This is a genomic window from Rhodoferax lacus (assembly GCF_003415675.1).
Taxonomy (GTDB): domain Bacteria; phylum Pseudomonadota; class Gammaproteobacteria; order Burkholderiales; family Burkholderiaceae_C; genus Allorhodoferax; species Allorhodoferax lacus.
Map to the genome: position 1 here is coordinate 23,715 of NZ_QFZK01000011.1, position 16,314 is coordinate 40,028.

Sequence of the window (16,314 nt, forward strand, 5' to 3'; positions counted from 1 at the left end):
AGATACTGCACTGACCCCCACTGGATAAGAAGAACATGCTGACCGCAAACGATATTTCCGCCCTCATGCGGGCCGACCACGGTGATGCATTCAGTGTCCTGGGCATGCACGAAAACGCAGGCGCCATCTGGGTCAACGCGGTGTTGCCCGGCGCGAGCAGCGTCACCGTGCTGGACCGTCACACTGGCATTGCGCGTGGCACTCTGCTGCCTCTGGATGACAGCGCTGTTTTCAGCGGCAAGCTGCCGGGTGCCACCGAGCGCTTTGAGTACCAGCTGCAGATCGAATGGGCCCCGGCCCCCGAGCGCACCACGCCGCACAGCCAGGTGCTCGAAGACGCCTACCGCTTCCCGTTTGTGCTGCAGGAGATGGATGTCTGGCTCTTGGGCGAAGGCTCGCACCAGCGCCCCTTTGAGTGCCTGGGCGCCCACCTCACAACGCTGCTGGGTGTGGAGGGTGTGAGTTTTGCAGTCTGGGCGCCCAACGCGCGGCGCGTCTCGGTGGTGGGCAGCTTCAACCAGTGGGACGGGCGGCGCCACCCCATGCGCCTGCGTCGCGAATGCGGCGTGTGGGAAATCTTCATTCCTGGCCTGGCCCAGGGCGACATCTACAAGTTCGAGATCCTGGGCGCCAAGGGCACCATTGCGCTGAAGGCCGACCCCTACGCCTTCCAGTCGCAAATGCGCCCGGACACGGCCAGCGTGGTCTATCCGTTGATGCCGCGGCGCCCCATGCGGCCCGAGCGCCTGGCCGCCAATGCGTTCGAGCAACCCATGAGCATTTACGAGGTGCACCTGGGCTCCTGGCGCAAGGCGGACGGCTGGCGCTGGCTGAACTACCGCGAGCTGGCGCAGAGTCTCGTGCCTTATGCGAAAGAAATGGGCTTTACCCATCTGGAGTTGCTGCCCATCAGCGAGCACCCGTTTGACGGCTCCTGGGGCTACCAGCCGCTGGGCCTGTTCTCGCCCACGGCGCGCTTTGGCACGCCGGAAGAATTCCGCGACTTTGTGGACGCCGCACACGATGCCGGTCTGGGTGTGATCCTGGACTGGGTGCCCGCCCACTTCCCCAGCGACGCCCACGGCCTGGCCGAGTTTGACGGCACCCACCTGTATGAATACGCCGACCCCAAGGAAGGCTTTCACCAGGACTGGAACACGCTGATCTACAACTTCGGCCGCACCGAAGTGCGCAACTTCCTGGTAGGCAATGCGCTGTACTGGCTGGAGCGCTTTGGCATTGATGGCCTGCGTGTGGACGCCGTGGCCTCCATGCTGTACCGCGACTACAGCCGCCAGGAAGGCCAGTGGATCCCCAACCGCTATGGCGGGCGCGAGAACCTGGAAGCCATTGAATTTTTGCGCCGCATGAACTTCATTGTGGGCACCGAGCGCCCCGGCGCCATCACCCTGGCCGAGGAGTCCACGTCGTTTCCCGGTGTCAGCCGCCCGCCCAGCGCGGACTTGCAAAGCGGGGGCCTGGGCTTTCACTACAAGTGGAACATGGGCTGGATGCATGACACCCTGCAGTACGCGGCCATGGACCCGGTCTACCGCAAGCACCACCAGAACCAGCTCACCTTCGGGCTGATGTATGCCTTCAGCGAAAACTTTGTGCTGCCGCTCTCGCACGACGAGGTGGTGCACGGCAAGAAGTCCATGCTGGACAAAATGCCGGGCGACCCCTGGCAGCGCTTTGCCAATTTGCGCGCGCTCTACGGCTATATGTGGGGCTACCCAGGCAAGAAGCTGCTGTTCATGGGTTGCGAGCTGGCCCAACCCACCGAATGGGCCGATGCGGGCAGCCTGCCCTGGCACCTGGAGGGGCAAAGCGCCCACCAGGGTGTGCAACGCCTGGTGCGTGACCTCAACCGCGTCTACCAGGCCTACCCGGCTCTGCACCAGCAGGACGTGAAGCCCGGCGGCTTTGAATGGATCTCGCACAGCGACGCGGCGCAAAGCATCGTGGCCTTTACCCGCTGGGGTGAGGACGGTAGCTGCGCCGTGGTGGTCTGCAACTTCACACCGGTGCCGCGCCACGGCTTCCGGCTGGGTCTGCCGCAAGCCGGGCAGTGGGCCGAGGTCATCAACTCCGACCTTGGCATCTACGGCGGCAGTGGCCTTGCCAACGGCACGCTGACCAGCGAGGCTGTTACCGCCCACCACAAACCCAACTCGGTAGTGCTCACCCTGCCCCCCTTGGCCACGGTGATATTGGTAAAACTTTCCGACTGAGGTGCTTAGGTGGTGGACATGATGCTTGAACCTGGCCACGCCCACGCCCTGGGCGCCACGCTGCAAAGCGGTGGCGTGAACTTCTGCCTGGCCGCACCCAACGCACAGGCCGTGGAGCTGTGCCTGTTTGATGCCACGGGCAGCACGGAGACTGCGCGTGTGTATTTGCCCGCCTGCACCGATGGCATCTGGCACGGTTTTCTGCCGGGTGCCCAAGCCGGCTTGGTCTATGGCTGGCGCGTGCATGGCCCCTGGGCACCGCAGCAGGGCCACCGCTTCAACCCGGCCAAAGTGGTGCTGGACCCGTATGCCCGCGAGGTGGTGGGAAGCTACCGGGGCCAGGACCTTTTCCTGGGCCATGACGCCAGCAACCCCGAGCTGCCAGACACCCGCGACAACGCCACTGTCGCGCTCAAGGCACGCGTGGCGGCTGAGCTGCCAGCCCCGGTGCCCGGCCCCGTGGTGGACCCGGCACAGCGCGTGCTCTATGAACTGCACATCAAGGGCTTTACCGCCCTGCACCCGGACGTTCCCATCAAGCTGCGCGGCAGCTATGCCGGCCTGGCCCACCCGGCTGCCATTGCCCACCTGAAGAAGCTGGGCATCACCACCGTGTGCCTGATGCCGGTGGCGCAGCGGGCCGACGAGGTGCGGCTGCTGAACCTGGGCCTGACCAATTACTGGGGCTACAGCTCCGTTGCCTGGAGCGCGCCCGAGAACCGCTACTGGAGCGGCACCGAGGGCACCACAGCGCGCAGCGAATGCAAGGCCATGGTCGACGCGCTGCACCAGGCCGGGCTGGAAGTGATTCTGGATGTGGTCTACAACCACACCGCCGAGACCGATGAGCTGGGCCCCACGCTCAGCCTGCGCGGCATCGACAACGCAAGCTACTACCACCTGCAGCCCGACAGCCCCGCGCACTACATGAACTGGACGGGCTGCGGCAACTGCGTCAACCTCAATGAACCGCTGGTACTGCGCTGCGTGATGGACAGCCTGCGCCACTGGGTGCAGGCGTATGGGGTGGACGGCTTCCGTTTTGACCTGGCACCGGTGCTGGCGCGCGGCGCGCAGGACACGCAGTACCGCTTTGCCAGCCACGCGCCCTTTTTGATGGCCGTGGCACAAGACCCGGTGCTGAGCACCAAACTGATGGTGGCCGAGCCCTGGGACATAGGCCCGGGCGGCTACCAGATGGGGAGCTTTCCACCCGGCTGGCTGGAGTGGAACGACAAGTTCCGCGACACCCAGCGCGCTTTCTGGTTGTGTGGCCAGGAGCATCTGGGGGCTGTGGCCCAGCGTCTGGCCGGCTCCAGCGAATCGTTTCACCCGCAATGGCGCGGCGCGCACAGCAGCGTGAACTTCATCACCGCACACGACGGCTTCACGCTCACCGACCTGGTCAGCTACCACCAGCGCCACAACCTGGCCAATGGCGAAGACAACCGCGACGGGCATGGCCACAACCTCAGCAACAACTTTGGCGCCGAAGGGACCACGGACGATGCCGCCATCCGCGCCCTGCGCCTGCAACGCAAACGCACCCTGCTGGCCGCCACCGTGTTCTCCCTGGGCACACCGATGCTGCTGGCCGGTGACGACCTGGGCCACAGCCAGAAGGGCAACAACAACGCCTATTGCCAGGACAACGCGCTCACCTGGCTGAACTGGCTGGATGCCGACCGGGATCTGAGCGCCTTTGTGGCGCAGCTGCTGCAGGCACGCCGCGCGCGCACGGCTTTGCAGGCCCGCAGTTGGTGGCAGCCGGGGCAAGCCGAGGCGGTCGATGTGCCCGGCCAGGTCAGCGCCACCTGGTCCACGCCGCAGGACACCGCCCTCACACCGGACGAATGGAATGACGGCCAGCACCGTGCCCTGGCACTGCGCCTGCAGGTCGCACCAACAGGCCCGCAAAAAAACACCGGTGCACAGCCCGTGTCCGAGTTGTCCGACTGCCTGCTGCTGTTCAATGCCGCTGACCACAACGTGACTTTCCGGCTGCCAAGCGGCCAATGGCTGCGCCACATCAACAGCGCAGACGCAACCCGCTGCGACACTCTGTTGTCAGCTGAAGAAACCCTGTCCCCAGGCTGCCTGTGGTTGGCCAGCACGCAGCCCCTGTTCCCCGCCTGAACCGCATCCGAACCACACCTTCCTCCCAGTCCCCATGACTATCCAGACCCTGCCCACCACCCCGTTTTCCGACCAGCGCCCCGGCACCTCGGGCCTGCGCAAAAAGGTCACCGTGTTTGCCCAGAAGCACTACCTGGAAAACTTTGTCCAGGCCCTCTTTGATGTGCTGCCCGATGCCAGTGGCCTGACCCTGGTGCTGGGTGGCGACGGGCGCTACTACAACCGCGTGGCGGTGCAAACCATTTTGCGTATGGCCGCCGCCAAGGGCTATGCCCGCGTGCTGGTGGGCCAAGGCGGCATCCTGTCCACACCGGCAGTGAGCGCGGTGATTCGCGCCAATGCAGCCAGTGGCGGCATCGTGCTCTCGGCCAGCCACAATCCCGGCGGGCCCGACGGCGACTTCGGCATCAAATACAACATCGCCAACGGCGGCCCGGCGCCGGAGAAGATCACCGAAGCGGTGTTCGCCCGCTCCAAGGAGCTCAGCAGCATCCGCATCAGCGACGGCGCCGACGTGTCCCTGGACGTGCTGGGCGACAGCACCCTGGACGGCATGCAGGTCACTGTGATTGACCCGGTGGCCCAGTACGCCGAGCTGATGGGCACGCTGTTTGATTTCGACGCCATTCGCAAACTGTTTGCCAGCGGCTTCAGGCTGCGCTTTGACGCCATGAACGCCGTGGGCGGCCCCTATGCCCGGGCCCTGCTGGAAGGCACGCTGGGCGCGCCAGCAGGCACCGTGGTCAATGCAGTGCCGCTGGAAGACTTTGGCGGTCTGCACCCCGACCCCAACCCGGTCAACGCCGAGGACCTGATTGCCCACATGACGGCGTCTGATGCGCCCGACATGGGCGCAGCATCGGACGGCGATGCCGACCGCAACATGGTGGTCGGCCGCAACTTTGTGGTCTCCCCTTCCGACAGCCTGGCCGTGATTGCGGCCCACGCGAAACGGGTACCCGGTTACGCCAAAGGCCTGGCCGGTGTGGCGCGCTCCATGCCCACCTCCACCGCCGTGGACCGGGTGGCCAAAGCCCTGGGCATTCCCTGCTTCGAGACACCCACCGGCTGGAAGTTTTTTGGCAACCTGATGGACGCCGGCCGCGTGAGCCTGTGCGGCGAAGAAAGCTACGGCACCGGCTCCAGCCATGTACGCGAAAAAGACGGCCTGTGGGCCGTGCTGTTCTGGCTCAACCTGCTGGCCGTCACAGGCAAATCGGTGGAGACGCTGGTGCGCGAACTGTGGACCGAACACGGCCGCTGCGTCTACTCGCGCCATGATTACGAAGCCATCCCCACCGCACAGGCCGACACCCTGATGGCGGGCCTGCGCGCCCAGTTGCCCACCCTGGCGGGCACCACGGTGGCGGGTTGTGACATCGCTTTGGCCGACGACTTTGCCTACACCGACCCGGTGGACGGCAGCGTGAGCAACATGCAGGGCATACGCATCATCCTCACCGACGGCTCGCGCGTGGTGTTCCGTCTTTCGGGCACGGGTACCGAGGGCGCCACCCTGCGCGTGTACCTGGAGCGCCACGAGCCTGACGCCAGTCGCCATGATGTGGAGGCGCAAGCCGCGCTGCAGCCACTGGTGGCCCTGGCGCAAACGCTGGCCCACATTCGGGACAGCACCGGCATGGACCAGCCCACCGTCATGACCTGAAGACTTTTTTCCTCGACCCACCAAACCATTACAAAACAGGAGCTCACATGAATTTTCGGGAAAACACTGCGGCTGCCCAACACGACCGCCAGGCCCAGCCCCACATGCTGGTACGCCGCACCATTGCCCTGGTGCTGGCAGGCGGGCGCGGTTCGCGCCTGAAGCAACTCACCGACCGGCGCGCCAAGCCTGCGGTGTACTTTGGCGGCAAGTTCCGCATCATTGACTTTGCGCTGTCCAACTGCGTGAACTCCGGCATACGCCGCATTGGTGTGATCACCCAGTACAAATCGCACTCGCTCTTGCGCCACCTGCAGCGCGGCTGGAGTTTTCTGCGCGCCGAGCTCAATGAGATGGTGGACCTGCTGCCCGCCCAACAGCGCGTGGACGAAGAACACTGGTACCGCGGCACGGCCGATGCCATCTACCAGAACATCGACATCATCCAGAGCAGCAACCCCGAGTACGTGGTGATCCTGGCCGGCGACCACGTCTACAAGATGGACTACTCGCTGATGCTCAAGGACCACGTGGACAGCGGTGCTGGTTGCACCGTGGGCTGCATCGAGGTGCCGCGCGCAGAGGCCTCGGCCTTTGGCGTGATGGCCGTGGACGAGAACCGCAAGATCATCGAGTTTGTGGAGAAGCCCTCAGACCCGCCGCCCATGCCCGGCAATGACGCCGTGTCCCTGGCCAGCATGGGCATTTACATCTTTGATGCGCAGTACCTCTACACCCTGCTGGACGCCGACATTGCCGACAAGTCCTCCAGCCACGACTTCGGCAAGGACGTGATTCCGCGCGTGGTGCAGGACGGCCGCGCCATTGCCCACCCCTTCTCTTACTCCTGTGTGTCCTCCACACCGGAGGCCGCGCCCTACTGGCGCGACGTGGGTACGATTGACGCCTTCTGGGAAGCCAACCTGGACCTGGCCTCGGTCACCCCTGAGCTGGACATCTATGACACCAGCTGGCCCATCTGGACCAGCCAGCGCCAGCTGCCGCCCGCCAAGTTTGTGCAGGACGCAGAAGGCAAGCACGGCCAGACTATCAACACCATGGTCTCGGGTGGCTGCATTGTGTCGGGCTCGGTGGTCAGCAACTCGGTGCTGTTTTCCAGCGTGCGCGTGCACTCCTACTGCGTGATTGACCAAGCCGTGCTGCTGCCCGACGTGACCATTGGCCGGGGCTGCCGCCTCAGCAAGGTGGTGGTGGACAGGCGCTGCAACATTCCCGATGGCCTGGTGATCGGCGAAGATGCGGCGCTGGATGCAGCGCGCTTCGAGCGCACCGAAAATGGTGTGGTGCTGGTAACCCGCGACATGATCAACCGGCTGACACAGTGACACCGTAACATCAGCCCTCACTTCAAGGAACCCAAGCCCCATGCCCATGCGCATTCTGCAAGTCAGTGCCGAGATATTCCCCTTGTTGAAAACCGGCGGTCTGGCCGACATTGCCGGTGCCCTGCCCCTGGCCCTGCAGGCCCAGGGCTGTGATGCGCGGGTGTTGCTGCCCGGCTTCCCGGCGATCCTGGCGGGGCTGAAGGACGGGGTACGGGTGGGCTCCTTTGGCACACCCTGGGGCGAATCGGTGGAAGTTCTGTTTGGTGCGCTGCCAGCCCTGAGCACCCAGGAGCACACCATCTATGCCTATGTGCTCCATGCCCCCGGCCTGTATGACCGCCCCGGCAACCCCTATGAAGACGCCAACAAGCGCCCCTATGCCGACAACCACCGGCGCTTTGCGGCACTGGGCTGGGCCGCGGCCCACCTGGCGCACGGCCTGGACCCTCTGTGGCGCGCCCAACTGGTGCATAGCCACGACTGGCACGCTGCCCTGGCCCCCGCCTGCCTGGCGGTGTGGAATGCCGGCATGGGCCCGCGCGTGCCCAGTGTCTACACCATCCACAACCTGGCCTACCAGGGCGTGTTCTGGCCGCAGAACTTTGGCGACCTGGGCCTGCCCGGCCATGTGTTCAGCGTGCAGGGCATGGAGTACTTCGGCCAGATCTCCTTCATGAAGGCCGGCCTGTCTTACGCCAGCCACATCACGACTGTGAGCCCCACCTACGCGCGCGAGATCCAGACACCCGAGCAGGGCTGCGGCCTGGACGGCCTGCTGCGCGGGCGCGCTTCCCACCTGAGCGGCATCCTGAACGCCGTGGACGACGCGGTCTGGAACCCGGCCACCGACGTCCACCTGCAGCACCACTATGACGTGCGCAACCTGACCGGCAAGGCCCGCAACAAGGCTGAACTGCAGGCCGCCCACGGCCTGAGCGTGGACGCCGATGTACCGCTGTTCACAGTGGTCAGCCGCCTCACTGAGCAAAAGGGATTGCCCCTGGTGCTGGCCGGTTTGCAGGAGATCCTTTCGCGCGGCGGCCAGTTGCTGGTGCTGGGCAATGGCGACACCCAGCTGGAGCAGGCCTTCACGCTGCAGGCCAAGGCCCACCCAAGCCAGGTGGCCTTCAAGCTGGGCTATGACGAAGACCTGGCGCACCGCATCTTTGCCGGCAGTGACATCACCCTGGTGCCCTCACGCTTTGAGCCCTGCGGCCTGACCCAGATGTATGGAATGAAGTACGGCAGCCTGCCTTTGGTGCGCCGCGTGGGGGGCCTGGCCGACACGGTGACGGACACCGACTTGGAAACCCTGGACGACCAGAGCGCCACCGGCTTTGTCTTCAACGATTTCGATGTACAAGACTACCGGCGCGCCATTCGCCGCGCCTTTGCCCTGTACCGCCGCCGCTCCGATTGGAACCGCGTGCGCCAGACTGGCATGCGAATTGCATTTGACTGGGCCAGCGCCGCCCAGCAGTACACCAACCTTTACAAGAGTCTGATTTAAGCCAATGACCCCACAAGCTACCGCACAAACCCTGGCCGACTTCCCCTTTGATGCACCGGGCCGGGACCTTGAATCCCTGAAGCACGCGATTGCCAACAAGCTGATGTTCACCGTTGGCAAAGACCCCAAGACTGCCCGCCCCGAAGACTGGATGCATGCCGCGGCCTATGCCGTGCGCGACCAGCTGGTGGAGCGGTGGATGAAGACCACGCGCGCCCAGTACGCCCAAGACGCCAAGCGCGTGTACTACATGTCCATGGAGTTCCTGATTGGCCGCACCTTTGGCAACGCCATGCTGGCCCTGGGCCTGCGCGAACGCGTGCGCCAGGCCCTGGCAGACTTTGGTGTGGATCTGGATGCCATCACCGAGCTCGAGCCCGACGCGGCCCTGGGCAACGGCGGCTTGGGGCGCCTTGCGGCCTGTTTCCTGGACTCCATGGCCACGCTCAACATCCCCGGCTTTGGCTACGGCATCCGCTACGACTACGGCATGTTCCGCCAGACCATTGTGGACGGCCGCCAGGTCGAAGTGCCCGACTACTGGCTGACCCAAGGCAACCCCTGGGAATTTGCCCGCCCTGAAGTCACCTACCGCGTGCGCTTTGGTGGCCGTGTGGTCAAGGACGGCGACCAGTACAACTGGGTGGACTCCAACGATGTGCAGGCCATGGCCTACGACACCATCATCCCCGGCTACGACACCATGGCCACCAACACCCTGCGCCTTTGGTCGGCCAAGGCCACGCAGGAGATCGACCTGGGTGCCTTCAACCGCGGCAACTACTTTGCGGCGGTAGAGACCAAGAACCATTCCGAGAACGTCTCGCGCGTGCTCTACCCGGACGACTCCACCGACTCCGGGCGCGAGCTGCGCCTGCACCAGGAATATTTTTTCTGCAGCGCCAGCGTGCAGGACTTGCTGCGCCGCTACATGAGCCGCCACAAGGGCTTTGAAGACCTGCCCAACAAAGTCAGCATCCACCTCAACGACACGCACCCGGTGCTGGCCATCCCCGAGCTGATGCGCCTGCTGCTGGACGAACAGCACCTGCCCTGGGCCGACGCCTGGCGCCTGTGCCAGGGCGTGTTCTCGTACACCAACCACACGCTGATGCACGAGGCCCTGGAGACCTGGCCCGTGGGCATGCTCGAGCGCATCCTGCCGCGCCACCTGCAAATCATTTATGACATCAACGCCCAGTTCCTCACCGGCCTGGCCCAGGCCGGCGTGGCCGCCGAGATGCTGCGCAAGGTGTCTCTGGTGGACGAGCACGGCGACCGCCGCGTGCGCATGGCCTACCTGGCCGTGCTGACCAGCCACAGCATCAACGGCGTGTCGGCCCTGCACTCGGAGCTGATGAAGGAATCCATCTTCTCCGACTTTGCGCGCCTGTGGCCCGAGCGCTTCAACAACAAGACCAACGGCATCACGCCGCGGCGCTGGCTGGCCCAGGCCAACCCGGCGCTCTCGGCCCTTTTGGACAAGAAGATTGGCACCGGCTGGCGGCGTGATCTGTCGCAGCTCAAGGAGTTGCAGCCGCTGGTCACCAACGAAAAGGTAATCGCCGGTTTCCAGGCCGCCAAGCTGGTCAACAAGCAGCGCCTGGCCGCCTGGGTGAAGAAGAACATGGGCCTGGAGATTCCCACCGATGCGCTGTTTGACGTGCAGGTGAAACGCATCCACGAATACAAGCGCCAATTGCTCAATGTGCTGCATGTGATCACCCGCTACCAGCGCATCCTGGCCAACCCGGACGCACCGGTGGTCCCACGCGTAGTGGTGTTTGCCGGCAAGGCGGCTTCGGCCTACCACATGGCCAAGAACATCATCCGCCTGATCAACGATGTGGCCAAAGTCATCAACAACGATGCGCGCATTGGCAACAAGCTCAAGGTGGTGTTCATCCCCAACTACAGCGTCAGCCTGGCCGAGATGATCATCCCCGCAGCCGACCTGTCCGAGCAGATCTCCACTGCCGGCACCGAGGCCTCGGGCACCGGCAACATGAAGCTCTCGCTCAACGGCGCGCTCACCATCGGCACGCTGGACGGCGCCAATGTAGAGATTTTGCAGAACGTGGGCGCAGATAACATTTTCATCTTCGGCATGACCACGCCCGAGGTGGCCACCCTGCGCGCCACCGGCTACCGTCCGGCCAGCATCGTGGAGAAAAACCCCGAACTGGCCGCCACCCTGAACGCCATCCGCAGCGGCCTGTTCAGCCCCGAGGAGCCCGAGCGCTACCAGTCGATTTATGACGCGCTGGTGACCTGGGGTGACCACTACCTGCTGCTGGGCGACTATGCCGCCTACATCGCAGCCCAAGAAAAGGTGGACGCGGCCTACCTGGACCCGCAGGCCTGGGCCATCATGGCCCTGCGCAATGTGGCGGCCATGGGCCCGTTCTCGGCCGACCGCACGATTGCGGAATACGCCGAAAAGATCTGGAACAGCCCGGCGCTGGAAATCGAAGCCTGAGCAGAGTCATGCCGGGCCGCGGGGCCCGCATGAATTTGCACCGCTTGCGTTAGCGCAAGCCGGGCCCCAGGGGGTGCGATGCAATCAAGGCTTGTATCGCAGCCCCAGGAGGCCACCATGTCTGACACCCCTGCCCCTTTGCCCGGCACCGAGTCCGCTGAGCGCAGCATCTGGCTGCGCGCCCTGCTGATGCTTGTGTTGGCCCTGTGCTTCCAGCTGGCCAGCTCCCTGCTGGTTGTGCTGGCCTTGGCGCAATGGGTCTTGGTGCTGGTCAGCAAAGACCCGAACGAGCGCCTGAGCTCCTTTGCCCGCAGCCTGGGGCACTATCTGCGACAGATCGCGGAGTTTGAGGGCTTTGCTTCCCAGGCATTGCCTTTTCCGTTTAGCGACTGGCCCGATGTTTAACTTCCCCCATTGTTTAAACGCCACTGTTTTTTTACTCCCCCATCCCCCCCGCCCCTTACCCCCCGTCGGGGTAAGGGGTGCCTAATACGGACAGCCGATTTGCTTGCTTCGCGCCGAATACAGAATTACGAACGGTGCGTTACCACCGTTTTTTTTCGCCCAAAGCTCACGCCGCTAGTTCCGAGCGCCGGAGACGCTTGTGCAGTGGCAAGTGGCAAGTGGCAAGTGGCAAGTGGCAAGTAGCCAAAGCAAAAAATAGAGCACGCAAATACAGAGCGGAAACAAATAAAAGAGAGAAGTGTGGCGTGTGAGGAAGGAAGAAAGCCGCCACGCCAGTAAGCGCGTAGCCGAAGCGACGAAACCAAATGGGCTGTCCGATCCCGGCACCCCTTACCCCGACGGGGGGTAAGGGGCGGGGGGGATGGGGGAGTCAAAAAGCGAGGTCGTCCCGCCCACTCACTCCTGTCCGTACCCAACAATCCCCTTGATTTCCAAGAAATCGTGGATGCCCCAGTCGGCATACTCACGGCCGTTGCCAGACTGCTTGTAGCCACCAAACGGCGCGTGCGTGTCCCAGTCCGGGTAGTTGATGTTCACCTGCCCCGCGCGCAACTGCCGTGCCACGCGGCGCGCATGCGCCAGGTCGCCCGACTGCACATAGGCCGCCAGCCCATACACCGTGTCATTGGCAATGGCGATGGCTTCCTCTTCGGTGTCGTAAGGGATGATGGCCAGCACCGGCCCGAAGATTTCCTCGCGCGCGATGGTCATGGTGGGCGTCACACCACCAAACACCGTGGGGCGCACATAGTAGCCACGGCTCAGGCCCTCGGGGCGGCCCAGGCCGCCGGACACCAGCGTGGCGCCTTCCTGGATACCCACCTCAATCATGTGCTGGATCTTCTGGAACTGCAGTGCGCTCACCACCGGGCCCAGCACCGTGTCATCGGCCTGCGGGTCGCCCACCTTGTGGCCTTCGGCGCTCTGCTTGGCAATGGCCAAAGCCTGGTCATGCAGGGCGCGCGGCACCAGCATGCGGGTGGGCGCGTCGCACGACTGGCCGGTGTTGCCAAAGCAGCCTTCCACGCCCTTGCGCACCGCGCTCTCCAGGTCGGCGTCGGCCAGGATGATGTTGGGGGATTTGCCACCCAACTCCTGCGCTACGCGCTTGACAGTATCGGCCGCATTCTTGGCCACCATGATGCCGGCGCGCGTAGACCCGGTGAAGGAGACCATGTCCACTTCCAGGTGGCCGGACATGGCCTGGCCCACCGAGGGGCCGTCTCCATTGACCATGTTGTAGACACCGGGCGGGGTACCTGCGGCATGCATGATCTCGGAGAACACGATGCCGCTGATGGGCGCAATCTCGCTGGGCTTGAGCACCACGGTGCAGCCCGCGGCAATGGCCGGTGCCACCTTGCAGACAATCTGGTTGAGCGGCCAGTTCCAGGGCGTGATCAGCGCGGCTACACCAATGCCTTCATGCACTACGCGGGTAGAACCGCGCTGGGATTCAAAAGCCATGCCTTCCAGCGCCGCAATCGTGGCCTCCAGGTGCACCCGGCCGGCCCAGGTCTGCGCATCACGGGCCCAGGCCATGGGCGCACCCATCTCATCCGACACGGCACGGGCAATGTCCTCCGCGCGTTCGTTGTAGACCTCCAGAATGCGTTTGAGCAGTTGCAGGCGCTCTGCCTTGCTGGTCAGGGTAAAGGCCGGAAAAGCCGCACGGGCTGCGCCCACGGCACGGTCCACGTCCGCCGCGCTGCCCATGGAAATGCGGGTGTAGGCTTCTTCGGTGGCGGGGTTGATGACGTCCAGCGTGGCCGGAGTGACCGGGTCAACCCAGGCGCCGTTGATGTAAAACTTGAGGTGGTTGTTCATGCGAAGGAGTCCTGAAAATAGGTGGCAACACGAAGAATACGCGCAGTCAGCTCCGCACGGTGCATGGCAGAGCAAAAACCCGCACAGCCCCACACGCGGTCACCGTCTCAGGCGATCCGCTCCAGGATCAGTACCGCGAAAAATCCCAGCCCGGCCAGCACCGCCCACTTCAGCACCACCAGGCCAAAACGCTTGAAGCGCTCCTGCCCTGTGCCCACATACAGCGCGAAGCTGACGATCACGCCCAGTGCACACAGAATAGCCAGCCAGCGGAAGATCAGCATAAGTGGGCCTTGTGCGATGAACCGCTGTGTTTACCAGGCGCGCGCGGGTTGCGCGAAGCCGGCGGGTGCCTGCTTCACATCTTCGAAGGTCACCACATCCCAGCAGTCCTGGTGCGCCAGCAGCTCGCGCAGCAGTTTGTTGTTCATGGCGTGGCCCGATCGGAAGGCCGAGTAGCTGGCCAGCAGCGGCTTGCCCACCAGATACAGGTCGCCCATGGCGTCCAGGATCTTGTGCTTCACGAACTCGTCGTCATAGCGCAGGCCATCGGCGTTGAGCACCTTGTAGTCGTCCATGACGATGGCGTTGTCCAGCCCGCCGCCCAGGGCCAGGCCGTTGGCACGCATCATCTCCACGTCCTTGGTGAAGCCAAAGGTGCGGGCACGCGCGATGTCGCGTGAATACGAGCCGGTGCTCAGGTCAAACTCCACGCGCTGGCCAGTGGAGTCCACTGCCGGGTGGTTGAAGTCGATCTCGAAGCTGAGCTTGTAGCCATGGAAGGGCTCCAGGCGCGCCCACTTCTCGGTGGGGCCGGACCCCTCGCGCACTTCCACGGGTTTGAGCAAGCGGATAAAGCGGCGCGGCGCGTTCTGCAACTCGACGCCCGCGCTTTGCAGCAGGAACACAAAGGAGGCGGCCGAGCCGTCCAGAATCGGAATCTCCTCGGCCGTGATGTCCACATACAGGTTGTCCACGCCCAGGCCAGCACAGGCCGACATCAGGTGTTCCACCGTCAACACCTTGGCATTGCCTTTTGAGAGCGTGGAGGCCAGCCGTGTGTCCGTCACCGCTTCGGCCGACACCGCAATCTCCACCACCTGTGGCAGGTCCACGCGACGGAAGACGATGCCGGTGTCAGGGGCAGCAGGCCGCAGCGTGATTTCCACACGCTGGCCGCTGTGCAGGCCCACGCCTACGGCATGGGTGAGGGACTTGAGGGTTCTTTGTTTGAGCACGGCTGCGATTTTAACGGCGCGAGAAGATGAGCGCCGCCGGGCCGCCCCAAGGCGCGAGGGCCCCCTCGGGGGGCAGGGAGCCACACGCAGTGGGCGACCGTGGGGGCCACATTAATCGGCCTGCTTCCTGAGGAACGCCGGGATCTCGTAGTCATCCATGCCACCGCTGGACAGCGCATCCACACGCGCCGCCGCTTGCGTGCGGTTGGTGCGCCACACGCTGGGGGTGGCCATGCTGCCGTAATCGGGTTGGCTGTGGCCCATGCCGGCGGGGGCTGTGTTCTGCACGCCCACGGCGTTGTTCAGCGTGGGGATGTTGAAGGGCACGTTGTCGGTGCCGGTGCGCAGCTGGGTCTGCACCACCTGGATGGGCGGGCGGGCGCGTTGGCCATTGCGGGACAGGCCGGTAGCCACCACGGTGACGCGGATTTCTTCGCCCAGGCTGTCATCGTTGGCAGTGCCGTAGATGACATGCGCGTCGGGCGAGGCAAAGGCGCGGATGGTGTTCATGGCCAGCTTGGATTCGGACAGCTTCAAGGAGCCCTTGGCCGCGGTGATCAGCACCAGCACACCTTTGGCGCCCGACAGGTCAATGCCTTCGAGCAGCGGGCAGGCCACAGCCTGCTCGGCGGCGATGCGGGCGCGGTCCGGGCCTTTGGCCATGGCGGTGCCCATCATGGCCTTGCCGGGCTCGCCCATGACGGTGCGCACGTCTTCGAAGTCGACGTTCACATGGCCGGGCACGTTGATGATTTCGGCAATGCCGCCCACGGCGTTTTTCAGCACGTCGTTGGCCTGGGCAAAAGCTTCTTCCTGGCTGACATCGTCACCCAGCACTTCGAGCAGCTTTTCGTTCAGCACCACGATCAGCGAGTCCACATTGGCTTCGAGCTCAGCCAGACCGGCGTCGGCATTGCTCATGCGGCGTCCGCCTTCAAAGTCGAAAGGCTTGGTGACCACGCCCACGGTGAGGATGCCCATCTCCTTGGCCACGCGGGCAATGATGGGGGCTGCACCGGTGCCGGTGCCGCCGCCCATGCCGGCAGTGATGAAGAGCATGTGCGCGCCCTGGATGGCGTCGCGGATATCGGCTTCGGCCATTTCGGCGGCTTCACGGCCCTTGTCGGGCTTGCTGCCAGCGCCCAGGCCGGAGGCACCGAGCTGGATGGTCTTGTGCGCCGTGCTGCGGGTCAGTGCCTGCGCATCGGTGTTGGCGCAGATGAATTCGACGTTGTCCACACGGGACTGGATCATGTGCTCAACGGCATTTCCGCCGCCGCCGCCTACGCCAATCACCTTGATTTGGGTGCCCTGGTTAAAACCTTCTTCTTCAATCATTTCGATGGCCATGTGTGTAACTCCTGAATGTCAAATGTACGTGAATTAGTCTTGTGTTTTGTGTCGCAGTTGCCT

The 16,314-nt window shown here is 64.2% G+C and carries 11 protein-coding genes; 7 read left to right on the top strand and 4 right to left on the bottom strand.

Features of this window, described 5'->3' with window-relative positions; all coding sequences use genetic code 11:
• Positions 1-35 precede the first annotated feature (35 nt).
• From glgB to DIC66_RS15680, 7 genes are all read left to right on the top strand, one after another.
• On the top strand, positions 36-2,234 hold the full coding sequence (glgB, locus tag DIC66_RS15650; RefSeq protein WP_117178883.1) for a 1,4-alpha-glucan branching protein GlgB: 2,199 nt from the start codon (positions 36-38) through the stop codon (positions 2,232-2,234).
• Between the two features lie 21 nt (positions 2,235-2,255).
• Positions 2,256-4,370 carry a glycogen debranching protein GlgX gene (gene glgX, locus DIC66_RS15655; RefSeq protein ID WP_117179079.1) on the top strand — a complete coding sequence of 705 codons (2,115 nt, stop codon included), beginning with the start codon at positions 2,256-2,258 and terminating at the stop codon, positions 4,368-4,370.
• 34 nt (positions 4,371-4,404) lie between these two features.
• Complete coding sequence (locus DIC66_RS15660; protein ID WP_117178885.1) at positions 4,405-6,036, top strand: alpha-D-glucose phosphate-specific phosphoglucomutase; 1,632 nt, start codon at positions 4,405-4,407, stop codon at positions 6,034-6,036.
• Between the two features lie 47 nt (positions 6,037-6,083).
• A complete protein-coding gene (gene glgC, locus DIC66_RS15665) occupies positions 6,084-7,382 on the top strand; it encodes a glucose-1-phosphate adenylyltransferase (RefSeq protein ID WP_117178887.1) in 1,299 nt (432 codons plus the stop codon).
• Positions 7,383-7,428: 46 nt separating this feature from the next.
• Positions 7,429-8,892, top strand: a complete 1,464-nt coding sequence (gene glgA / locus DIC66_RS15670; protein ID WP_117179081.1) for a glycogen synthase GlgA — start codon at positions 7,429-7,431, stop codon at positions 8,890-8,892.
• Positions 8,893-8,896: 4 nt separating this feature from the next.
• Positions 8,897-11,371, top strand: coding sequence for a glycogen/starch/alpha-glucan phosphorylase (locus DIC66_RS15675; protein ID WP_117178889.1), 2,475 nt, complete (start codon positions 8,897-8,899; stop codon positions 11,369-11,371).
• A 117-nt stretch (positions 11,372-11,488) separates the two neighbouring features.
• Positions 11,489-11,776, top strand: a complete 288-nt coding sequence (locus DIC66_RS15680; protein WP_117178891.1) for a DUF4389 domain-containing protein — start codon at positions 11,489-11,491, stop codon at positions 11,774-11,776.
• A gap of 456 nt (positions 11,777-12,232) precedes the next feature.
• Here the strand turns inward: DIC66_RS15680 and DIC66_RS15685 are convergent, their stop codons facing one another.
• The 4 genes from DIC66_RS15685 to ftsZ all read right to left on the bottom strand — a co-directional run bounded on the left by DIC66_RS15685 (position 12,233) and on the right by ftsZ (position 16,251).
• Complete coding sequence (locus DIC66_RS15685) at positions 12,233-13,663, bottom strand: aldehyde dehydrogenase family protein (RefSeq protein WP_117178893.1); 1,431 nt, start codon at positions 13,661-13,663, stop codon at positions 12,233-12,235.
• 107 nt (positions 13,664-13,770) lie between these two features.
• A complete protein-coding gene (locus DIC66_RS23280) occupies positions 13,771-13,947 on the bottom strand; it encodes a hypothetical protein (protein WP_199534765.1) in 177 nt (58 codons plus the stop codon).
• 30 nt (positions 13,948-13,977) lie between these two features.
• Positions 13,978-14,901: a UDP-3-O-acyl-N-acetylglucosamine deacetylase gene (gene lpxC, locus DIC66_RS15690; RefSeq protein WP_117178894.1), complete on the bottom strand. Its 924-nt coding sequence runs from the start codon at positions 14,899-14,901 to the stop codon at positions 13,978-13,980.
• Between the two features lie 111 nt (positions 14,902-15,012).
• The gene (ftsZ, locus tag DIC66_RS15700) at positions 15,013-16,251 is read right to left on the bottom strand and encodes a cell division protein FtsZ (protein WP_117178896.1); all 1,239 of its coding nucleotides are present in this window, start codon (positions 16,249-16,251) and stop codon (positions 15,013-15,015) included.
• Between the last annotated feature and the right edge of the window lie 63 nt (positions 16,252-16,314).